Annotated in this window: 23 protein-coding genes; 11 read left to right on the top strand and 12 right to left on the bottom strand. The window is 70.6% G+C overall.

Annotated elements, in window-relative coordinates; translation table 11 throughout:
* Nucleotides 1-162 precede the first annotated feature (162 nt).
* From C3492_RS27190 to C3492_RS27185, 3 genes are all read right to left on the bottom strand, one after another.
* Nucleotides 163-807, bottom strand: coding sequence for an HAD family hydrolase (locus C3492_RS27190; protein WP_103814953.1), 645 nt, complete (start codon nt 805-807; stop codon nt 163-165).
* 208 nt (nt 808-1,015) lie between these two features.
* Nucleotides 1,016-1,144, bottom strand: coding sequence for a hypothetical protein (locus tag C3492_RS46075; protein ID WP_258055910.1), 129 nt, complete (start codon nt 1,142-1,144; stop codon nt 1,016-1,018).
* Entirely contained in the window at nt 1,141-2,019 is an 879-nt protein-coding gene (locus tag C3492_RS27185; protein WP_103814951.1) for a LysR substrate-binding domain-containing protein, read from the bottom strand. Before C3492_RS27185 ends, C3492_RS46075 begins: the two co-directional genes overlap by 4 nt.
* Before the next feature lie 375 nt (nt 2,020-2,394).
* Here C3492_RS27185 and C3492_RS27180 point away from each other — a divergent pair, with 375 nt between their 5' ends.
* The 4 genes from C3492_RS27180 (at nt 2,395) to C3492_RS27165 (ending at nt 6,206) form a co-directional block, all read left to right on the top strand.
* Nucleotides 2,395-3,576 carry a mandelate racemase/muconate lactonizing enzyme family protein gene (locus C3492_RS27180; protein ID WP_103814949.1) on the top strand — a complete coding sequence of 394 codons (1,182 nt, stop codon included), beginning with the start codon at nt 2,395-2,397 and terminating at the stop codon, nt 3,574-3,576.
* Between the two features lie 192 nt (nt 3,577-3,768).
* The gene (gene kdgD / locus C3492_RS27175; protein ID WP_103814948.1) at nt 3,769-4,695 is read left to right on the top strand and encodes a 5-dehydro-4-deoxyglucarate dehydratase; all 927 of its coding nucleotides are present in this window, start codon (nt 3,769-3,771) and stop codon (nt 4,693-4,695) included.
* A 187-nt stretch (nt 4,696-4,882) separates the two neighbouring features.
* Complete coding sequence (locus C3492_RS27170) at nt 4,883-5,203, top strand: DUF6191 domain-containing protein (RefSeq protein ID WP_103814946.1); 321 nt, start codon at nt 4,883-4,885, stop codon at nt 5,201-5,203.
* Nucleotides 5,204-5,354: 151 nt separating this feature from the next.
* Nucleotides 5,355-6,206, top strand: a complete 852-nt coding sequence (locus C3492_RS27165; RefSeq protein ID WP_103814944.1) for a class I SAM-dependent methyltransferase — start codon at nt 5,355-5,357, stop codon at nt 6,204-6,206.
* Nucleotides 6,207-6,353: 147 nt separating this feature from the next.
* Here the strand turns inward: C3492_RS27165 and C3492_RS27160 are convergent, their stop codons facing one another.
* On the bottom strand, nt 6,354-7,958 hold the full coding sequence (locus tag C3492_RS27160; RefSeq protein WP_103814942.1) for an ABC transporter substrate-binding protein: 1,605 nt from the start codon (nt 7,956-7,958) through the stop codon (nt 6,354-6,356).
* A 642-nt stretch (nt 7,959-8,600) separates the two neighbouring features.
* The gene (locus C3492_RS27155; RefSeq protein WP_103814940.1) at nt 8,601-9,578 is read right to left on the bottom strand and encodes a zinc-binding dehydrogenase; all 978 of its coding nucleotides are present in this window, start codon (nt 9,576-9,578) and stop codon (nt 8,601-8,603) included.
* A gap of 159 nt (nt 9,579-9,737) precedes the next feature.
* Between C3492_RS27155 and C3492_RS27150 the strand changes: the two genes are divergently transcribed.
* Nucleotides 9,738-10,082, top strand: coding sequence for a helix-turn-helix transcriptional regulator (locus tag C3492_RS27150; RefSeq protein ID WP_103814939.1), 345 nt, complete (start codon nt 9,738-9,740; stop codon nt 10,080-10,082).
* Between the two features lie 79 nt (nt 10,083-10,161).
* Entirely contained in the window at nt 10,162-10,365 is a 204-nt protein-coding gene (locus tag C3492_RS27145; RefSeq protein WP_103814938.1) for a hypothetical protein, read from the top strand.
* Nucleotides 10,366-10,561: 196 nt separating this feature from the next.
* On the opposite strand, the gene C3492_RS27140 is transcribed toward C3492_RS27145, so the two are convergent.
* Both C3492_RS27140 and C3492_RS27135 read right to left on the bottom strand, forming a co-directional pair.
* Nucleotides 10,562-11,662, bottom strand: coding sequence for a CU044_5270 family protein (locus tag C3492_RS27140; protein ID WP_103814937.1), 1,101 nt, complete (start codon nt 11,660-11,662; stop codon nt 10,562-10,564).
* Nucleotides 11,659-12,378, bottom strand: coding sequence for an RNA polymerase sigma factor (locus tag C3492_RS27135; RefSeq protein ID WP_103814936.1), 720 nt, complete (start codon nt 12,376-12,378; stop codon nt 11,659-11,661). Before C3492_RS27135 ends, C3492_RS27140 begins: the two co-directional genes overlap by 4 nt.
* 397 nt (nt 12,379-12,775) lie before the next feature.
* Here C3492_RS27135 and C3492_RS46070 point away from each other — a divergent pair, with 397 nt between their 5' ends.
* The 4 genes from C3492_RS46070 (at nt 12,776) to C3492_RS27120 (ending at nt 15,604) form a co-directional block, all read left to right on the top strand.
* Nucleotides 12,776-13,204, top strand: coding sequence for a carotenoid oxygenase family protein (locus tag C3492_RS46070; protein WP_258055909.1), 429 nt, complete (start codon nt 12,776-12,778; stop codon nt 13,202-13,204).
* A gap of 419 nt (nt 13,205-13,623) precedes the next feature.
* The gene (locus C3492_RS46065; protein ID WP_181140580.1) at nt 13,624-13,827 is read left to right on the top strand and encodes a hypothetical protein; all 204 of its coding nucleotides are present in this window, start codon (nt 13,624-13,626) and stop codon (nt 13,825-13,827) included.
* 31 nt (nt 13,828-13,858) lie between these two features.
* Nucleotides 13,859-14,422: a TetR/AcrR family transcriptional regulator gene (locus C3492_RS27125; RefSeq protein ID WP_103814934.1), complete on the top strand. Its 564-nt coding sequence runs from the start codon at nt 13,859-13,861 to the stop codon at nt 14,420-14,422.
* Nucleotides 14,423-14,542: 120 nt separating this feature from the next.
* Nucleotides 14,543-15,604 carry a medium chain dehydrogenase/reductase family protein gene (locus C3492_RS27120; protein WP_103814932.1) on the top strand — a complete coding sequence of 354 codons (1,062 nt, stop codon included), beginning with the start codon at nt 14,543-14,545 and terminating at the stop codon, nt 15,602-15,604.
* A 66-nt stretch (nt 15,605-15,670) separates the two neighbouring features.
* Here C3492_RS27120 and C3492_RS27115 read toward each other — a convergent pair whose 3' ends face one another.
* A complete protein-coding gene (locus C3492_RS27115; protein ID WP_181140572.1) occupies nt 15,671-16,258 on the bottom strand; it encodes a sigma-70 family RNA polymerase sigma factor in 588 nt (195 codons plus the stop codon).
* Nucleotides 16,259-16,669: 411 nt separating this feature from the next.
* Complete coding sequence (locus C3492_RS27110; protein WP_103814928.1) at nt 16,670-17,665, bottom strand: YdcF family protein; 996 nt, start codon at nt 17,663-17,665, stop codon at nt 16,670-16,672.
* Between the two features lie 431 nt (nt 17,666-18,096).
* Between C3492_RS27110 and C3492_RS27105 the strand changes: the two genes are divergently transcribed.
* Nucleotides 18,097-18,438 carry a hypothetical protein gene (locus tag C3492_RS27105; protein ID WP_103814926.1) on the top strand — a complete coding sequence of 114 codons (342 nt, stop codon included), beginning with the start codon at nt 18,097-18,099 and terminating at the stop codon, nt 18,436-18,438.
* On the opposite strand, the gene C3492_RS27100 is transcribed toward C3492_RS27105, so the two are convergent.
* From C3492_RS27100 to C3492_RS27090, 3 genes are read right to left on the bottom strand one after another with little or no spacing between them, the layout of a single operon-like run.
* Nucleotides 18,408-19,004 (bottom strand): ABATE domain-containing protein, encoded by a 597-nt coding sequence (locus tag C3492_RS27100; RefSeq protein WP_219822096.1) that lies wholly within the window; start codon nt 19,002-19,004, stop codon nt 18,408-18,410. The genes C3492_RS27105 and C3492_RS27100 overlap by 31 nt on opposite strands.
* The gene (locus C3492_RS27095) at nt 19,001-20,194 is read right to left on the bottom strand and encodes a MalY/PatB family protein (protein WP_103815080.1); all 1,194 of its coding nucleotides are present in this window, start codon (nt 20,192-20,194) and stop codon (nt 19,001-19,003) included. The genes C3492_RS27100 and C3492_RS27095 overlap by 4 nt, the downstream gene beginning before the upstream one ends.
* Nucleotides 20,191-20,658 carry a DinB family protein gene (locus C3492_RS27090; protein WP_103814924.1) on the bottom strand — a complete coding sequence of 156 codons (468 nt, stop codon included), beginning with the start codon at nt 20,656-20,658 and terminating at the stop codon, nt 20,191-20,193. The genes C3492_RS27095 and C3492_RS27090 overlap by 4 nt, the downstream gene beginning before the upstream one ends.
* Nucleotides 20,659-20,683 lie beyond the last annotated feature (25 nt).

The following is a 20,683-nucleotide window of genomic DNA, read 5'->3' as shown; positions in this document are numbered from 1 at the left end:
GGCTCGTGCGCGGGTCCCCGCGGGTCGGACGCCGGGTCATCGCGGTGATGCGTGCCCGGTTCAGGTGAGTTTCGCAAACCTCGCGTCGGTCGCGGACGACGTGGGGACCCGCCGGCCGCGAAGACCAGCGGCGCCGGTCGGCTTCCCCAGGCGGGTCCGTCCTCACCGGGAGTGCGTGAGCAGGTGGTCGACGGCCTCGATGACGTCGTCGACGGTGTGGTGGGGGGTGTCGAGTCCGTCGGGCCAGGTGCGACCGCGGACCCATATGGTGCGCAGGCCGGCGTTGTAGCCACCGGTGATGTCGGTTTCGGGGTCGTCGCCGGTCATCCAGTCGCCGGGGGTGAGCTGGGTGCCGCACCGGGCGGCCGCGAGCTCGAACAGCCTCGGGTCCGGTTTGCGTACGTCGATGTCGCCGGAGGCGGCGATGCCGTCGATCAGGTCGGCGAGCCCGGTGGCCCGTACCTTGGCACGTTGGATGTCGCTGGCCCCGTTGGTGGCGACCCCGATGCTCCAGCCGGCGTCCTTGAGGCGGGTGAGCGCGTCGAGCACGGCGGGACGGCACGTGACGGCGGACGCCATGCGGTCGATGTAGACACGCCAGAGGTGATCGCTGCTCTCGGCGATGGGAAAGGCGGCGCGCAGGCGGTCGAAGTCGGCCCGCTCGGCGCGGTCGGCGAGTTCGGTCAGCAGCCAGCTCTCGATCTCCGGGCCGTAGCCGTGGTCGTGGCTGAGGGTGGCTATGGCGTCGGCGACGGCACTGGTGCGGTCGACCAGCGTGCCGTCCAAGTCGAAGATCGCGAGTCTCACGGGCGGACCCTACCCGGCCGGGTCCGCCGGCAGCCAGAGACGACCCGGATGGCGAGACGGTGCTGCCTCGGCGCGTCGTGGACCCCTGGAACGTACGCCTGCCCAGCCGTGGGAACCGCAGCCCCCGAAGAGCAGGTGCGGCCTCCGGGCCGAGTGCTCCCGGAGGCCGCGTGCTCGCGTGGCGGGTTCGCTCGGTGAGCGTCGTCCGTCAGGTCGCGCTGGGCCGGTCGTGCGCCTCTTCCGGCAGTTCGACGTGCTCGATGTCCCGGACGATGACGAGGTAGCTGACCACGGCCATGGCGGCACAGGCGCTGACGAAGGCGGGCGCCCCGGTCACAGGAGCCGCAACAGCGCATGCAGCGCGGGGTTGTCATTGCTTTTGCGCCACACGTAGTCCAGTTCGACCGGCCGCGGATGACCGGGCAGGTGCAGCGGCCGGTACACCACTCCGGCGGGCCGCATCCCGGCCGCCGCCTCCGGAACCAGGGCGATGCCCCAGCCGATGTTGACCAGGGCCAGGATGCTGTGGACCTGGCTGAGGTACTGGGTGAACACCGGCCGCACCTGCGCACCGCGGAAGGTGGTGAGCAGCAGCTCGTGGAAGTAACGGGCCTCTGTCGGGGAGTACATCAGGAAGTCCTGCCCGTCGAAGGCCGACAGCTCGATGGGCCCCTCGCCGGCGGCGAGGACGTGGTCGGCGGGCAGCGCGGCCACCAGCCCTTCCCGGACCGCGGTGCGCGCGGCCAGGTCGGGGCCGACCGCGGACGGGCGGATGAGCCCGAGGTCGAGCGAGCCCTCGCTGAGCGCTTCCAACTGGTCGCGGGTGACCAGTTCGTGCAGCAGTATCTCCACCCGCGGCAGACCGCGGCGGGCGCTTTCCAGCAGCTCACCGAGCGCGGAGTAGGCACTGGCGGCCGTGAACCCGATGGCGATCGAGCCCGCCTCTCCCGTGGAGACCCGCCGCACCGCCAGGGCGGCGTGCTCGGCCTGGCGCACGATACGGCGCGCTTCGGCGAGGAAGGAGCGGCCGGCCGGAGTCAGCCGCACGGTCCGGTTCGTGCGGTCCAGCAGCTTCACCCCCAACTCGCCCTCCAGGAGCTGGATCTGCCGGCTCAGCGGGGGCTGGGTCATGCTCAGACGCTCCGCGGCCCGTGTGAAGTGCAGTTCCTCCGCCACGGCCACGAAACACGTCAGCTGCGTCAATGTGAACAACGATGCTCTCCTTGTATCGCCACATCCAAAACTTATGTTGGACGTGAATCGATCGCGACCGTAGCGTCGGACCTGTCCGACACAGGCGCTCCTCGCCCCCTACGCCCGTCCGCGGCGGCGCGGAGAGGCCACAGGAGAGACGCACCATGGCACAGCACCGCCGCGACCGCCCGATCGACGGCCCGATCGATCGCCGCAGACAGCACCCCTGCGGACGCTGCCCGTAGCAGCCCCGGACTCTCCGGGCCGCACGCGGGCGGACCAGCCCTCCCCCCGCCCGGCCGACCGTCCCCCTCACACGTCCGCACGCCGGGCCGCCGCGCATCCTCATCCGACCCCGCACCTGTCCAACCCGCGCCAACCCAGGGACACGAAGTGGTGACCACGACGAACACGACAGCGCACGCCAGGCCCACCGCAGGCGAAGCCACCCTCGACCGCATCGCCTGGCTGCGCCTGTCCTCCATCACGCTGCCGCTGGCCACACCGATCAGCGACGCCAAGGTCTTCACCGGCCGTCAGAAGCCGATGACGGAAGTGGCCTTCCTCTTCGTCGAGATCGTCACCGAGCAGGGACACGAGGGCATCGGCTTCAGCTACTCCAAGCGCGCCGGCGGCCCCGGCCAGTTCGCGCACGCCCGCGAGATCGCCGACAACCTGATCGGCGAGGATCCCAGCGACATCGGGAAGATCTGGACCAAGCTCGTGTGGGCGGGCGCCTCCGTGGGTCGCAGCGGCCTCGCCACCCAGGCCGTAGCGGCCTTCGACGTCGCCCTGTGGGACCTCAAGGCCAAGCGCGCCGGCCTGCCCCTGGCCAAGCTGCTCGGCGCCCACCGCGACTCGGTGCGCTGCTACAACACCTCCGGCGGCTTCCTGCACACCCCCACCGAACAGGTCCTGGACAATGCCGGCGCGTCCCTGAGCAACGGCATCGGCGGCATCAAGATCAAGGTCGGACACCCGGACGGCACGTACGACCTGGCCCGCCTCACCGCCGTACGCGAACACATCGGCGACGACGTGCCGCTCATGGTCGACGCCAACCAGCAGTGGGACCGGCCCACCGCCCAGCGCATGGGCCGCGCCATGGAACAGTTCAACCTGGTCTGGATCGAGGAACCCCTCGACGCCTACGACGCGGCCGGCCACGCCGCGCTCGCCTCGTCCCTGGACACCCCCGTCGCCACCGGCGAAATGCTGGCCAGCGTCGCCGAACACGTCGAGCTGATCCGCCACAACGCCTGCGACGTCATCCAGCCCGACGCCCCCCGCATCGGCGGCATCACCCAGTTCCTCAAGCTCGCCGCCCTCGCCGAGCACCACCAGCTCCAGCTCGCCCCCCACTTCGCCATGGAGATCCACCTCCACCTGGCCGCCGCCTACCCCATCGAACCGTGGGTGGAGCACTTCGACTGGCTGGAGCCGCTGTTCAACGAGCGCCTGGAGATCCGCGACGGACGCATGTACGTCTCCTCCCGGCCCGGCCTCGGCTTCACCCTCAGCGACCAGGCCCGCGCCTGGACGATCGACTCGCACGAAGTGGGCTCCCGCCCCTGACGGACGGGTTCCCTGTCGGCCGCAGAGTTCCGGCTGCGGCGGACGCCCAGTCCCGGCGCGGGCAGCACGCGTCACGGACAGCCGCGCTGTCCGCGCCGGCACCACCCGGTCCCCGGCCGGCCGGTTCACCTCCGGCCGGCACCCCCGCGGCCCACCCCACCCGACCCCGTGTCCCTCAGGAGCAGCACACCCATGACGTCCTACACCCCGGCAGAACTGCGCAGCCGCCTCGGCTCCGGACTGCTGTCCTTCCCCGTGACCCACTTCAGGGACGACCTGTCCTTCGACGAGGACGCCTACCGCGAGAACATCGTCCGGCTCGCCAAGTACGACGTCGGCGGCCTGTTCGCGGCCGGAGGCACCGGAGAGTTCTTCTCCCTCACCCCCACCGAGGTCGAGCGCGTCGTCGCCGCCGCCGCGGACAGCGCCCCCGACGACACCCCCATCCTCGCCCCGGCCGGCTACGGCACCACCACCGCCACCGAGTTCGCCGCCGCGGCCCAACGGGCCGGCGCCGACGGCATCCTCCTCTTCCCGCCCTACCTCACGGAGGCGGGCCAGGAGGGCCTGGCCCGCCACGTCGAAGCCGTCTGCCGCTCCACGTCCCTCGGTGTCGTCGTCTACAGCCGCGCCAACGCCGTCTACTCGGCCGACACCATCGCCCGCCTCGCCGAGACCTGCCCCAATCTCATCGGCTACAAGGACGGCGTCGGCGACATCGACACCATGACCCGCATCTACACCCGCCTCGGCGAACGCCTCACCTACATCGGCGGCCTGCCCACCGCCGAGACGTTCGCCCTGCCCTACCTGGAACTCGGCGTCACCACCTACTCCTCGGCGATCTTCAACTTCCTGCCCGACTTCGCGCTCGACTTCTACACCGCCGTCCGCGAACGCCGCCACGACGCCGTCACCCGCATGCTGACCGGCTTCGTGCTCCCCTACACCGAGATCCGCAACCGGCAGCCCGGCTACGCGGTGAGCATCGTCAAGGCCGGCATGACCGCCACCGGTCACAGCGCGGGCCCCGTCCGCCCGCCCCTGACCGACCTGAGCGCACCGGAGCTCGACGAGCTCACCCGGCTGATCGCCGAACTGCCCGCCGCCACCGCCTGACCCCCGCCCGGTGCGGGCGCCGGAACACGCTCCCCCGACGCCCGCACCGGCCGGCCCCTCGACCGACCCCACGGCCCCGCACGGGATGCCGGCGCCGAGGCCGACTGCCGGGCCGCCGGGAACGCCTCCCCACTCCTCGCCGCCGACAGCCCCGGACCGGCGGGGCACCCGGCAGGAATACTGAGGCATGACATTCCTCGTCTTCATGACCCTGCCAGGACTGGTCATCCTGCTGACCGCGCTGGCCTTCGTCGATCAGCTCCTGTTGCGCGCGGGCAGGGCCGGGGTCCTTCCGTGGCGGAACGCAGGACGTCAGGGCCAGATATCGGCGACCGGCTTCGAGCAACTCCACGCGAGTCTTTCGCCGGGCAAGCAGAACGAGCTGAAGGAGCGTCAGTCGGCACTGTTGCTGCGCGACGACGAGGAGGACGGGGCGCCACCGCACCGGACCACGGTGGATCTGGACGGAGGAACCGCGGTGGTCCGGATGCCACCGGCCGCTCAGTAGGGGCGTACCCGCCGGACCAGGGCCGCCTTCAACACGCCGCCGTCGAACTCCTCGGCACCCACCGGGCCTGTGCCACTCCCAGCGAACGTGTCCGCATCGCCCGACTGCTCTCTCCTCAGGCCCCTTGGAATCGATCCTCTAGGCTGGCGCGGTGACTGATGAGCAGCAGCGGGTGCGGCCGTCGGGAGTGTGGGCCACGGCGGTGGGGGTGGCCAGGGTGCGGGCGCTGGAGACCGAGCGGGAGAACGCGCTGTTTTGCGACCCACTGGCACGGGCCTTCGCCACCGCCGGCGGCCTGTGGCCCTCCTCGCCGCCGCTGCCCGATGACGCGGCCGCCCGACGCCGCCGGCCGGCCGTGTCGTTCTCCATCGTCATCAGGACGAAGTTCCTCGACGACCTGCTGCGACAGGCCTCCGCGTCCGGCGTCCGGCAGGTCGTACTGCTCGGCGCCGGCATGGACAGCCGGGCCTACCGGATGGACTGGCCCGAGGGCACCCGGCTGTTCGAGGTCGACACCGCCGCGCCACTGGACTTCAAGGCTTCGGTGCTGCGCCAGGAGCGGGCCGTCGCGCGCTGCGAGCGGATCACCGTCGCCGTGGATCTGCGGGAGGACTGGCCGGGCGCGCTGGCCGCCGCAGGGCACGACCCGGCCGTGCCGACCGTGTGGATCGCCGAAGGACTCCTGATCTATCTCCCCGAGGACGCGGTGGAGCTGCTGATGGCCCGGATCAGCGCGCGGTCGGCGCCAGGCAGTCGGCTGGGCCTGACATTGGGCTCGCGCGGCGTGATCGAGCGGTTCGGCGCGGACGCCGCGCCGGGATCGGCGGCGTCCATGTGGGTCTCGGAGATGCCCGACGACCCGGTGGGCTGGCTGGCCGGCCACGGCTGGGAGGCCGACTGCCACACCCTGCGCGAGCGCGCCGCCGCCTACGGCCGCCCGATCAGCTCCCCGCCACGGCCCGAGGAGCGACCCGGCGGACTGATCTCGGCGGCCCGCCGGTAGAGCGCCTCCCGGTAGGCCGGAGGCCGGCCCCGCCACGATGGACAGGACCGGCTTCCGAGTGGGCGTGTTCACCTAGTGCCGGGTGCCGGGTGCCGGGTGCCGGGTGCCGGGTGCCCGGTGTTGAGCGTCGAGTGTCGAGTGCCGGCGTCAGCCGCTCACACCGCGGCCCAGCTCCCACAGCTGGAGCACCGAGGAGGAGTTGAGGGCGTAGGCCACGCCGGTGACGTCGTCCCGGGCGGCGACGTACTGCTTGCCCTGCCACAGCGGCAGGACCGGGACGTCGTCGGCGAGGATGTCCTGGATCTGGTTCAGGCTCTTGGACGCGGCGAGCCGGTCGGCCTCGCGGCGGGACTGCGGGATCAGCGTGCGCTGGATGGTGGTGTTGTTGTACGGCGAGCCGAGGATGTTGTCCTTGTCGAGGAAGGGCGCCAGGAAGTTGTCCGGGTCCGCGAAGTCCGGGAACCAGCCCATGCCGTAGACGTCGTACTTGCCCTTCAGCTCGTCGGGCAGGAAGGTCTTCCAGGGGTGGCCCTCGATGGACGCGTCGAACAGGCCGCTGTCGTTGAGCTGCTTCTGCAGCACCTCGAACTCCTGCTTGGTGGCCGAGCCGTAGTGGTCGGTGGTGTAGTGCAGGGTCAGCTTCACCGGCGTGGTGACGCCGGCCTTGGTGAGCAGCGACTTGGCCTTGTCGACGCTGGGGTTGCCGTACTTGTTGAAGAACGCGTTGGAGTGGCCCGTGATGGTGGCCGGGACCAGCGAGTACAGCGGCTCGGCCTGGGTGCCGTAGACCTTGGAGACCAGCTCGTCCCGGTCGATGACCTGGGCCATGGCCTGGCGCACGGCCTTGGACTTGACGGTGGGCGCGTCGGTGTCGAAGCCCAGGTAGCGGATCTCCAGGCCGGGCATGTCGACCAGGTCGACGTTCTCGTCGGTGCCGGCGTCCAGCTTCTGGATCTGCGCGGGCGACATGGTGCGGATCATGACATCGATGTCCCCCTTGTCGATCGCGGCGCCCATGGCGTCGGAGTCGGGGAAGGCCCGGATCTCGACCTTGTCGTTGTTCACCTCCAGACTGCCCTTGTAGGAGGGGTTCTTGGCGTAGGTGACCTTGGTGATCGTGTTGTCCTTGACGGCGGCCTTGAGGGTGTACGGGCCGGACCCGTCGACCTCGAAGCCGTCACGCAGCTTGTCCTCGGCGTAGTTCTTGGGGTCGAGGATGCCGGCGACCGGGGTGGACAGCTTGTACGGGAAGGTGGCGTCGGCCGTCTTGAGGTGGAAGACGACCTCGCGGTCGCCCTGCGTCTCGATGGTGTCGATGGTGTTCAGCAGCGTGGAGACGCCCGTGTCGGCCTTGATGCGCAGGACCCGCTCGATGGAGTACTTGACGTCCGCGGCGGTGACCGCGTCACCGTTGGCGAACTTCAGCCCCTTCCGCAGCGTGCACACGTAACGCTCACTGCCGCTGTCGGTGAAGGAGCAGTTCTCGGCGGCCTCCGGCACCGGGCTGCCCTCGCCCTTGGGCACGATCATGAGGGTCTGCACCGTCGGACGCAGGAGGTTCCAGGTGCTGGTGTCGTAGGTGTAGGCGGGGTCCAGGGGCGCCGGGGCTTCCTTGGTGGCCGTGAACTGGTCCGTGGTACCGACGACGATGGCGTCACCGCTCTTGCTCCCGCTGACGGATCCGCCGCACGCGGCGAGAACCGGGGTGAGCAGGCCGGCCACCGCCGGCAGCACCAAAGTCTTGCGGTTCATGCGGGAGTTTCTCCAGAGCTGTTCGGGTCCGTGTATCCGGCATGCAGGGGTGACGCCGCGGATCACGGGGTTCTCGGCGATGTTGTCGCGATGAGATTAGTCGGCGCCCGCAGCCGCCTTCGCTCTTAGGTGAGTTGACTGTCCGTCACGCAGTGGAACCAGTCGCGGACACACTGAAAACCCGTCAGCGGCGGGATTAGTGCAGCTTCCCATCAATCGGGACGCAAGGTCACGTGGAAACACCCCGGCCCGGGGGTGGCCAGCACACCCGGACGACGGTGTCGAGCCTCCGCGGTGTGGGGAACGTCACGTATCCAACCGTGAGGCCAGGTAGCGGAATTCGGCCACACCGCTCCCGTCGAATTGCCTTCGGATCCACTTCCCCGAAAATGTGTTCAGTGCCAACAATGGCCTTATTGCGCTGGGTGAGCGGCTTGTGCATTTCCGTCATCTGACCTCGCGGAAATGCCAGGTCGGCCTCAGCTGGTCGTCGCTGCGGACCGGCATGGAGTTCAACGGCCGACCGCACGTCTCCGGCCCCTGGTCGGTCCCCGAGTCGCGGAGGCCGCGCTCCGGGTCTCACGGCCGCTCCGCGGTGTCCGGTTCAGGTGCCGTGCCGGCGGTGGCCGACGGTGACCCCGTTCAGTCGGCCACCCGCAGCAGCAATTTGCCCGTCGACCCGCGCCCGCCCATCAGCCGGTGGGCCTCCGCCGCCTCCGCCAGCGGGAACTCCGCGGTGACCGGAAGGCTCACGGTGCCGTCGGCGACCGTACGGAAAGCCCGTTCGGCGAGCGTCCGCAGCGCCTCGGGTGCCGTCCGCGCGAGGGTCAGGATGGAGAAGCCCCCGACCGAACGACCCTGCGCGTAGAGCTCGGGCTGTCCGACCTGCCACGGCTCCTCTCCGCTCGCATTGCCGAAGGAGACCAGGCGTCCGAAGACGGCGAGGCTGTCGAGACCGCGGCGGAGTGTGTCGCCGCCGACCGGGTCGAGGACCAGATCGACGCCTCTGCCGTCGGTGGCGCGGCGGACGTCGTCGGGGAAGGTGTCGGGGGTGAACACCTCGTCGTAGCCGTGCTTGAGGGCGTGGGCTGCCTTGGCCGTCGACGAGACCACGCCGTACACCGCGCCGGCGCCCGCCGCCCGGGCCAGTTGCCCGGCGACCGTGCCGATGCCGCCCGCGGCGCCGTGCACGAGAACGCTCTCCCCGGCACGCAGTCGCCCCACCTCGTGGAGAAGGGCGTGCGCGGTCGGCACCACGGTGGGGAGCGTGGCCGCGGTGCGCAGATCCAGGCCCTGGGGGAGGGGGAAGACGGTGGCGGTCTCGGCGACGACGACCTCCGCGTAGGCGCCGCTGTCGACGAGGGCGGCTACCTCCTGCCCTGGGCGCAGCCCCTCGACGCCGGGGCCGACCGCCCGGATCCGTCCGGAGACCTCCAGGCCCGGGCGGAAGGGCAGCGACCGCACCCGGTAGCCCTCGGCGCGGGCCTTGAGGTCGGCGAAGTTCACGCCCGCATAAGCGGCGTCGATGCTCACCTGGCCCGGTCCCGGCTCGGGGAGGTCCGTCTGCACCATCTTCAGCACCTCGGGGGCGCCGTACTCCTGGAACTCGATTGCACGCATGGGCGGAACGCACCCTTCGACGACTGTTCGGATGGCCGGCGGAAGACTGTTCGATGAAAAGCGAACACTGGGACTGTAAGATATCCATCGAACACTCGGCAAGCGGCCGGGACACCCCGCGGGGTGTGTCACGGTGTTGTGCAGGACGGAAAGAGGGCCATGGCCAACCAGGTCGCGGGCGGCGGTCATCGTGCGGCGCCGGTCCACACGGATCCCGAGGACGTGTCCGTCCTCACCGCGCTGTCCGCGCTCGCCGACCCGGTGCGCATCCGGCTCATCCGTGAGCTGGCGGGTTCTCCCGACTGGACACGCAGCTGCGGCAGCTTCGACGTGCCCGTCGGCAAGGCCGCCAAGAGTCACCACTTCTCGGTGCTGCGCGGCGCCGGCCTGGTCGAGCAGCGCGACGAGGGGGCCAAGCGGGTCAACAGGCTCCGCCGCGAGGAGTTCGACGCGCGCTTCCCGGGGCTGCTCGAACTGGTCCTCCGCCCGGAGGGCGTTGAATGACGGCCTGCGCCGCTGATCGACGCCTGCGCCGCCGGTTGCCGCACCCGGTGCTCTGATCGCGAGGAACGGCCGGTCCGGGGTGCGGGCTCCGGACCGGCTGGGCGGGGTGGTGGTGGGTGGGTCCGCGGCCGTGGGCACCGGGGCACGGTCCGGTCCGGCCGGTGCCTTCGCGCCGGACCCGTCGGCTCCCGCGGATCCCTCGGCCTTCCGGGTCCTCACCCCCGCCGCCCAGACGTTCGCGGGCTTCCTGCGCGACAGCGCCGCCGCGGGCACGGCGTCCTGACCTTCCCGCCGTTCACCCGTGCAGCGTCTGAGCGCCCCCGAAATGCCGTCAGCTGGAGCTGTGGGGGTCCCGCCAGAGGTATGCCGGGACCCCCCGCCGCGCACCGCCCTCGGGGGTATGGACGGTGCGTCACTCGTTCAACGGGCACACGGGCTGATCGGTTCGACGCGAGGGCGGGTGTCCCGCGGGGGGAGGGTCAGCCGGCCTGTGCCGGGGTCTGCTTGATGTCGTTGACGATGGCTCGCTGGGTGATGGCGCTGGTGAAGAGGACGGTTCCGGGCTTGATGAGGGCGTCGGGGCCGGTGGCCTCGCTCACCTGCACGGTTCGCTGGCCGAGGAAGACGTGGGTGTTCTTGTCGAAGATCCATTCGTCCCGCTGGCCGCTCTTCTCGTCGAGCCGGGCGATCGCGGTGCCGTGGCGGCCGGCCGCGTCGACGGCGTCGTTGACGGTGACGACGCCGGGGATCTTCGCCGCGGCCTTGAACAGGGCCTTGGTGAGGGTGGCCGGGGGGTAGCTCTCGCCGAGCAGGTCGCCGATGGTGGTGAACGCTTCCTGGTCCGGTGAGTTTCCTTGTCCCTTGGTCTCCTTGTAGATCTTGGAGAGAAGGGTGTCGGGGTCGGTGGGCAGCTTGGTGAGGTAGTCGTAGGAGGGGTGGTTCAGGCCGGCGACGGGGGTGTTGCCCTGCTCGTCGGGGAGGCTGAGGGTTTCTCCTTCGGGGCTGTCGTTGACGGCGGGGTCGATCAGCCATCCCTTGGTGCCATCGGGGGAGTACCACACCTGGCGCTCGTGGAGGGCGTGGCTGGCGAGGCTGCTCTTGCCGTTGACGGTCTTCACGAAGGTGTCGGCCGTCTTGGACTCGATGTAGACGTACTGGCCGGGCTTGAGTGCGGGGTGCTGGTCCTGTGCCGTGGTCAGGGAGGCCTGGTCGAGCAGTCGGGTGACTCCGTCGGGGCTGGCGGTGCCGATCCGGGTGGTGAGGGCGGGTCCGGTGGCGAGCCGGGCTGGTCGGTTCCCGCTTCCGTCTCCGTCGGTCATCGCCGTCCCGGTGATGACGGCCGCGGCCACGGCGGCGGCCAGGGCGGGCAGTGCGATCGCGGGGCGGGGCAGCCGGAGACGTCGCGTCCCGGCGGTGCTCGGGGTGGTTTCCCCGGTGCGCTGTGCCTGCTCGATGTGTGCCATCAGGCGCTCCTTGTGATGCTCGTGGCGGCCCGTCGGCAGGTCACGCGCAGTGCGGGACAGGAGCTGTGCGGCGTCCTCCCGGGCGCCCGGGCTCTGCCGGGGCGTGTTCGCGCTCATCGGTTTCCTTCCTGTGCGGGCCGGGCGGTGGTGATGCGGTCACCTGGTATCTGTCGGCCGGCCACCCCGGCTTCCCGTCTGCTCCGCACTTTTTCGTCTCTCCCCGCACTTCTCGTCTCCGCCGCGTCCCGAAGGGGGTCACTCTTCACGCGCGAGCCGTCCACCGCGGCGATGCCGTGCTGTTCCAGCTCGGCTTCCGCCAGAGTGCGCAGTTTCCTGCGGGCCCGTGACAGCCGGGAGGCGACCGTCCCGACGGGGATCCCGAGCGCTTTCGCCGCCGCCTCGTAGTCCAGCCCTTCCCCCACGCACAACGCGATGACCTCGCGTTCGGGTCTGCGCAGGGTGGCGAGCGCCCGGAGGACCACGGCCAGCTCGTGCTGCTCGTCGATCTGCTCGGACACCCCGTCCGCATGATCCGGCACGTTCGTTTCGGCGGCCGCGGTCGCGAGGGCCGCTCGCCGGTAACGCCGGTTGCTGCGGATCTGGTTGCGTGCGGTGTTGGTGGCGATGCCGAGCAGCCACGGCCGCAGCGAGTCACCCTCGGCATCGATCCTGTCGCGCAGCCGCCACGCCTCCATGAAGGTGGTGGCCATGACGTCCTCGGCCGTCGACCAGTCCGCGGTCAGACGGAAGGCGTGGTTGTACACGCCGCGGGCGTAACGGTCGAACAACTCGGCGAACGCGGCCGGCTCCCCAGCCCGTAGTCGGGCACGCATGTCAATGCTCACCTCTATGAGCTGTCTGCTCCTCGGTCCGACTTCCAGTGACGTGCCTCACATACGGGATTGCCGCGTCCGCCGTCTGCCGTCCGCAACGCCGAGCGGACGCCCAGCAGTTGTGGTGGACGCGCGAAAGGGAAGCCTCAGCCTCCCCGACGATCAGACACCTCACCGGCATCTTCGCGGTGAGCACCAGTGAGCACCAGTGAGCACTGGTCCAGGCTGGGCGGCACGTGCACCGAACCACATCATGGAACCAGCCAAGGCGAACGCGGCTCAGTGCGGCGCCGGACGCCGCGGTCTTCCGATGTCCCAGCCGGACACACCTCCGCCAGCGCTGCGCAGTGACGTCCCAGCGGTCCACCGCAACGGGTCGAGAAGAGAAGGAACCCCCATGATGAAGCCGTATCTTTCGGGGCACTACACCCCGCACGTGGATGAGATCACCGCACACGACCTCGTCGTGGAAGGGCAGCTGCCGCCTGAGCTGTCCGGGCGGCTGATACGCAACGGCCACACCCCGAAGCCCGGAGTCACTCCCACCCACTGGTTCAAGGGCAGCGGCATGGTGCACGGCATCCGCCTGCGGGACGGCCGGGCGGAGTGGTACCGCAACCGCTGGGTGCGGACGCCGGCGCTGGAGGGCGCGCCGTACCTGACCGAGAACGGCCCCGACCTGACGGCGAGCACCGCGGGCACGCACGTCATCGAGCACGCCGGGAGGCTGCTGGCCCTGTGCGAGTCCAACCTCCCGTTCGAGCTGACCGGCGAGCTGGCACCGTGGGGGCCTACGACTTCGACGGCAAGCTCACCGACGTCATGACGGCACACCCCGAGCACGACCCGGTCTCGGGGGAACGGCACTTCTTCAGCTCGTCCCGTTCCCGCCCTACCTGACCTACCACGTCTCCTCGGAGAAGGGCGAGCTGTTCCACAGCGAGGAGGTGCCGGGTGCCACGGCGTCCCTCAAGCACGACTTCGCCATCACCGAGCGGTACGTCGTCTTCGTCGAGGGAACGGTGACCTTCGACCACACGGAGACGTCCGGCATCCCCTACGCGAGCCCGGGTCGATGCTGCACGCCGCCAACGCGTACGAGGACGCTCAGTGCAGGATCGTCCTTGAGGGGCCGAGCGTGGACCGGGAGGGCTTCCGCACCTCCTGGTACTGGTGGCTCGGGTCTCCGGACAGAGGTGCCGTCCCCGACTCGCGTTCGTTCAACCGCGGGGCGTCGTGGAGTCGATGCGCGGCGACCTCACCACGATCAAGTACCACCAGGCCCTCACCGCCACCTACTTCGGGCGAGCCACCACGCAACGGGGGGTCGCCGCGCGTCTCGGTACGCCCTTCAGCACGTACCGGCGCCACCTGGACAACGGAATCGCGGAAGCGGCCACACGTCTGCGTGACCTCCTCGGCCCCGGCGGCGACACCGCGGACGCTTGACTTCCCCGTGAGTGAGTGATTGAGTACTCACATGAAGACGGAACGCCGCCAACTGTCCACAGCGGAAGAGCGCCGGGAGACCGTGCTGCGCACGGCCATCGGGGCGTTCGCGGCCCGGGGGTACTTCGGCACCACGACCACGGAGGTGGCCAAGGCCGCCGGCATCTCGCAGGCGTACGTCTACCGGCTCTTCCCGAACAAGGAGGTGCTGTTCATCGCGGTCGTGGAGCACTGCTTCGTCCGCGTCCGCGCCGCTCTCGAAGACGGCGCGGCGAGCGCGCGGAGCGGTGCTCCCGAAGCGGTCCTCGCCTCGATGGGAGACGCCTACGCCCGCTTGATCAGCGACAACGACCTGATGCTGGTCCAGTTGCACGCCCAGGCGGCCGCCGTCTCGGAGCCCGCGATCAGGGAGGCGGTGCGGGCGGGGTACGCCCGCACCGTCGAGTACGTCCGAAGCGCCTCGGGGGGCAGCGACGAGCAGGTCCAGCAGTTCTTCGCCGTCGGCATGCTCTGCCACCTGCTGGTCTCCATCGACGCCGAGGCCGTCTCGGCGCCCTGGACCCGTACGCTGACCGCAGGGATCACGCACTACTGACGTCTGTCGACGGGCGGCCCCGCATGAATCCATCCGGCGGCCGCCTTTTCTGGCCCTTCGTAGTGAGTGTTCAACCACTCATTCAGTGGCATCGACTCACACGTGACAAGGAGTACTTCCATGAACGACCCCCGCACCAGCGTCCCCACCGCCACCGCCACCGCCACCGTCACGGAAGCGGTGCTGCCCGGCATCGTCGACCCGGACGGCATCCAGGTCCGCACCCGGCCCGCCCGCCCGGCCGGCCCCGGACAGGTCGTGCTGGCGATGGAGGCCGCCGGGATCTCCTTCGCCGAGCAACAGATGCGCCGCGGCAAGTACTACGACCAGCCGCCGTTCCCCTTCGTTCCCGGCTACGACCTCGTCGGACGGGCCGTCGACGTCGGCGAGGGCGTCCCCGGCGAGGTGCTGGGCCGGCGCTTCGCGGTCCTGACCAAGACCGGGGCCTGGGCCAGCCACGTCACCGTCGACGCGGGCGATCTGAGCGCGGTGCCCGAGTCCGTCGACTCCGCCGAGGCGGAGACGTTCGTGGTCAACGGCATCACCGCCTGGCAGATGCTCCACCGCCTCGCGAAGGTCCGTCCCGGGCAGACGGTCCTCGTGCACGGCGCGAACGGCGGCGTCGGATCCACGCTCGTCCAGCTCGCCCGCATCGCCGGCGCCCGGGTCGTCGGGACCGCCTCCGCCAAGCACCACGAAGCCGTCCGGGCGCTGGGCGCGGTTCCGGTCGACTACCGCGACCCCGACCTGGAGAACCGGCTGCGGGTACATGCTCCGCAGGGTTACGACGCGGTGTTCGACCACGTCGGCGGTGAGGGCATCGTCGCCTCCTACCGCCTGCTCGCCGCCAAGGGCACCCTCGTCTCCTACGGCACCGCGTCGACCCGCGACGTCCAGGGCTCGTCGAAGGCGCCGGTCCTCAGGCTGTTCGCCCGCCTGATGCTCTGGAACGCGCTGCCCAACGGCAAGGGCGCCCACTTCTACAACATCTGGGCCGGGCGGCGCCGGCTCGGCACCTTCCGGGCCAAGCTGCACGCCGATCTGGCCCAGGTCTTCGCCCTTCTCGCCGACGGCCGGCTGGTCCCCCAGGTCGCCGCGCGCGTCCCGCTCGCCGAGGTCGGGGAAGCGGTGCGGCTGGCGGAATCCGGCACCGTGGTCGGCAAGGTCGTCCTCGTGCCGTAGACACACGAGGCCGCAAGGCCGCTGCCCCCGACTCCACGACGCCCGTGGGGAAGGGGGCCGGGCCTTTCAGCCGAGGACACCGCGCGCGACCAGGGCACGCTTGAGCGCACGCATCGCGTTGTAGGTGCGCGACTTCACCGTGCCCGGCGGGACGCCCAGGAGGTTCGACGCGTGGTTCACGTCGAGACCGCGGAAGTACACGATGTGCAGGATCTCGCGCTGCTGTTCGGTCAGGTCCGCCAGCGCCTCCCGCACCAACTGGACGGTCAGCACACGGTCCGTGCCGTCGGCGACCGGGATGACCACGTCGTCCAGCTGATGAGGGGCCCTGGGGCGCACGGCTCGCGCCCGGTGGTCGTCGATCACCAGGTTCTGCAGCACCCGGAACAGCCACGGCCGGATCCCGTCCGCGGAGAGGGTGAGCGACGGGCCGTGGCGCCAGGCCCTGACGGCGGTCTCCTGCACCAGGTCCTGGGCGCGGTGCCAGTCGTTGTCCAGGCGGCGGGCCGCGTAGGTCAGCAGATCCGTTCCGTGCTCGGCGTACAGTTCGCGGACGAATCGCTCGGCGTCCGCGACCGCGTACGGCGTGCCGGACCGCGGGAGCGGGGAACCGGTGCGCTCGGCGGTCAGGACAGTCGTCTGCTGGGTGCTCATGATCTCTCCCCGTGGTGGTGGACGTCCGCTCACCGGCGCCGTCGACGCCCGTCGGCGGATGCCCGCGGCGGTCATCGCCGGCTGAGTCGGAAGTGGATGCCGGAGGCCGGCCGTCCGCCGTGAAGCGTGAAGTCGGCGGCGCTGCGGCTGCGATGTGACCAAGCCTGGGGCATCTGTTGTCCCACCTGTGCCGCCCACCGCGCATCTGGGACGGCTGGAACGCCGAAATGGCCTCCCACCTGCGGGAACACAAAGAACGTGGAACGCCGGAACGGGATGCGGAAGCGGTCGTTCGGCGCCGGTCGGCCCGTTGCGCGGGTAGGCAGGGCGCAGGACATGACGACGGGCGGCTGTGTCGTGGCGGGGCACCGCAACCGCCCGTGGGGCACCGGCATCGGGGGACCGGTGCCGTTACAGGAGGATCAGCCAGCAGGTGAGGACCAGGAACAGACAGACCGTGAGGTGGATCCACCGGTGATGCAGGATGACGGCGGCGAACTCCCGCATGGTCGCGCTGAGCCGGAAGTAGGAGGCCGTGGGGGAGCCCACGACATGGGCGCCGATGCCCAGGCTCCGGGCGATCATCGCGGCCCGGAAGGCATGGAAGTCGTTGGTCACGATCGCGCAGCGGTAGCCGCCGCCGCGCTCGTCCATGAGTGCCTTGCTGTTGCGGAGGTTCTCCTCGGTGGTGGCGGACTTCGCCTCACGCAGCAGGCTCTCGGCCGGTACGCCACGTGCGGCCAGATAGTCCGCCATCGCATGCGCCTCGGGGACGGCCTCGTCCGGCCCCTGCCCGCCGGACGCGATCAGAACGGGCCTACTGCCCCGGGCCAGCTCGTCCTCGAACAGCGCGTGCGCACGGTTCAGTCTGCCGGCGAGCAACGGCGGCACCCGGTCACCGCCGGTCAGACCGGACCCGAGGACCACGATGTAGTCCAGGCCGGATGGTCCGGCCAGGCGGCTGTAGGCATAGCCGTAGACACCGAAACAGACGAAGAGGGAGACGAAGTAGTAGGTGACGAGCGCCGCGATGACGACGGCGGCGGCCAGAGAACGCAGCTCGGCCACGTACGCGACCACCGTCAGCAGCAGGAGCGACAGGAGCCCGAGACCCGCGACGAGTGTCAACAGGTTGCCCGGGCGGCTGCCCTCCTTGCGTACCATCCGCACCCCGTTGCCGAGCAGGAGGCAGCAGACCAGCAGCACGGCCAGCCCTTCCAGGACGGGGCCGGCCAACCAGGTGCCGTCCAGAGCGTGGTGAAGGACCAGAAGCTCCCGCCCGTGGCCCACCGCCATCAGCGTCAGGAAGATGCCGAGCAGCACGGCGTTCGCGAAGCGTCTGGCGTCGGCGATGACACTGATGATGAACAGCAGCAGACTGAGGGCCGCGAATATGTCGATCAGCACCCTGGACTTCCTCGGTGGGCCGGGGCCGTACCGGCCCCGGAAGGTGGGAGACGGAACTGTCGGATGGTCGCCCAGAGCTGCTTGTCGCCCTATCTGTCGAAATGAAACCGACAGACCCGGTGTTCCAGCCGGCGACACCGCTGTTCCCCGTGCGCAGGCGTCGCCACCGGCACAGTGGAGAAGGCGGCGCCGGCCAGAGCGGTTCCCAGCAGCGCGCTGAGCTTCTTCTGCACGGTGACCGACTCCCTGTCCCGGGTTTCCTCACCGCTTTCAACGCCAGGCCGGCCCGGGCGGTTCACCCAGCGAGTGCCTTCCGTCCGGACCGCCGCTTCGGTGAACCACATGCCCCGAGTCACCGTTGTCCCGGATGACACAGGCACCGCCTCACGCCCACGACTGGAGAACCTCGTGTAGGCCCTGCGCCACACCTGGTGAGCGCCGTCGACGAGGTGCGGCGGGACGCCAGGTCGGACAGGCAGCACCGGGCGCTGGCGATCACCTACCTACGTCAGGCGGCCACCACCCAGGAAGCGGCCGCGGCGCGGCTCGGGCTGCCGTACAGCACGTACCGCCGGCATCTGACCGAAGGGCACAAGCGGCTCTGCGAGGTGCTGTGGCACTGGGAACTCGGGGGAGGGGCCGGTCAGGCGACGGTCACCGTGCCGGAGCGGGGGCCCGCCGGACGCCGGCCCCCGCTGTCCCGGCAGGCCGCAGCGGCCCACCTGGCGGCATACCCGGACGGTCAGTGGGCGGCCTGCCGCCGCTTGCGGTAGTTGGCCACCTTGTGCCGGTTGCCGCACTCGGCCATGCCGCACCAGCGGCGGTTGGCGGAGCGCGAAATGTCCACGAAGAGGCGGGTGCAGTCCTCGTTCGAACATTCCCGTACGCGGCTGAAGTCGGCGCCGCCCAGCAGGTCGACCGCGTCCCGGGCCACCGCGCCGAGCACCTCGTCGACGTCCCCGGTGCGGACGAGGTGACCGTCCTCGTCGAGCTGGTGCCTGGGGAGCGGAAGCCGGGCCGCTTCGTTCACCTCGGCGAGCGCTTCGCGTACCCCGCTGTCCGCGGCCGGTGTCAGCGGCCACGCGCGTACCAGCGTGTACACGGCTTCCCTGAGACGGCAGGTTCTCGACAGGGCGCGCGCGTCGAGCGGAGCCGGCGCGTCGAGCAGTGCGGCCTGGTGGATCCAGCGTCGCAGGTCTTCGGGGGAGCGCAGCAGGTCGATGCGCCGTGTGCGTCGCCACAGCAGGGTGCCCGCGAGGTCCAGGGACAGCCGCCCGCTGACGAAGACGAAGTCATCCACGCCCTCATGGTGCCAGGTGGTCTCCGCTGCCGTCGTCACCGCTCCTGCCCGCCCAGCGCTTCGGTGACGCGACCGAGGATCTCCTCCAGTACCTGCTGCGAGGTGGCGAAGTTCAGCCGCAGGAACCTCCCGGCCTGCGGACCGAAGGGGTCGCCGCCGTCGAGCAGCACCCGGCCGTCCCTGAGCACCTTCTCCACCGGCGGCTCGTCCAGTCCGAGCGGCCGGGTGTCCAGCCACGCCAGGTACGTGGCCTCGGGCAGGTGGTGGCGGACCCGCGGGAGCCGGCCGCGCAGCACGTCGTGGACGCGCCGGCGGTTGCGGTCCAGCACGGTGAGCAGATCGCGCTGCCAGGCGTCACCGTGTTCCCACGCGGCCAGGGTGGCGATCACACCGAGCGGTGAGACGGTGCCGTACAGGTCGGGCGGTTGTGCGTCACGCAGCGCGAGGAGGCGGTCCGGGCCGTAGTGCGTCACGGCGCAGCGTAGGGCGGCCAGGTTGAACGCCTTGGTCGCCGAGGTCAGGGTCACGGTACGGCGCGCCGCGTCGTCGGACAGGCTCGCGAAGGGGATGTGCCGGTGCGGGGCGTAGGCCAGCTCGGCGTGGATCTCGTCGCTGATGACGAGCAGATCGTGCCGGCGGGCGATGGCGGCCACCTCGGTGAGTTCGTCGTACGTCAGCACCCGGCCGGTGGGGTTGTGCGGGTTGACCAGGACGAGCGCTCTGCAGGCGGACTGCTTCACCGCGGTGTCCAGAGCGGCGAAGTCCATGCGCCAGCCGTCGTCGGTGTCTTCCATCGGGACGGGCACGATCCGCCGGTTCATCGTCCGCAAGGTCGCCAGGAACGGAGGGTAGTTGGGGACCTGCACGGCCACCGCGTCCCCGGCCGACGTGGCGAGGTGGAGGACGAGTTGCAGACACTGGATGAGGTCGGTCTGCTCGCGCACCCGGTGCGCCGCCGCGGCCCATCCATGGCGCTCGGCCATCCGTTCGGCGAAGGCGGTACGCAACGGACTGCCGTCCGGCCAGTCCGGATAACCGAGATCACGCCGGTCGACGGCCTCGTGCAGTGCGGCCACCACCGGCGGCGGGGTGGGGAAGTCCATGTCGGCGACCCACGCCGGCAGGACGTCCCGTTCCGGGCGGTGCCACTTCACGCTGCCGCGAGCGCGCAGCCAGTCGAGGCCGAGATCGTCGAAGCCGGGAACGTCCCTGGCCGGTGCGGTCTTCATGCCGGGTCCCACGCGCGCAGCAGATCACGGGTGATCTGCACCTGCCCATGATGCTGGGCCAGTTCCTCCAGCACGTGCAGCTGTACGCCCAGCACGCTCAGGGGGCGGTCCGGCCCCTCGAACTCGGCAGGCGGTGCGTTGCGCGGCGACTCGGACGGCAGCGCCTCGCGCAGGTCCGCCTCCAGACGCGCGAAGAGCGCTTCGACCTCCCTCCGCAGGCGCCGCACATCCCCCTTCGCCACGAACTCGGAGGGACGGTCGCGGTCGACGCGGCGCCCCGCGACGACGTGCCCCAGCCAGTAGTCCGCGACGCTGACGCAGTGGTACGCGATGGCGTAGGGGGAGTTGGCGCCGGGCAGGGCCGGCGCGGTGTTGCCGAGGTCGTCACCCAGTTCCTCCAGCGCGCCGAGCATCCCGTCGAAGGCGCGCCGAAGGAAGTACAGGTACTCGTCGTGCTCGTGCACGGTGCCTCCCTGTCGGTCGGAGACA

This window comes from Streptomyces sp. Ru62, assembly GCF_002920615.1.
In the GTDB taxonomy this organism is placed as follows: Bacteria; Actinomycetota; Actinomycetes; order Streptomycetales; family Streptomycetaceae; genus Streptomyces.
The sequence above is the reverse complement of the archived record's forward strand: the minus strand, read 5'-3'. Positions and strand labels throughout refer to the sequence as shown.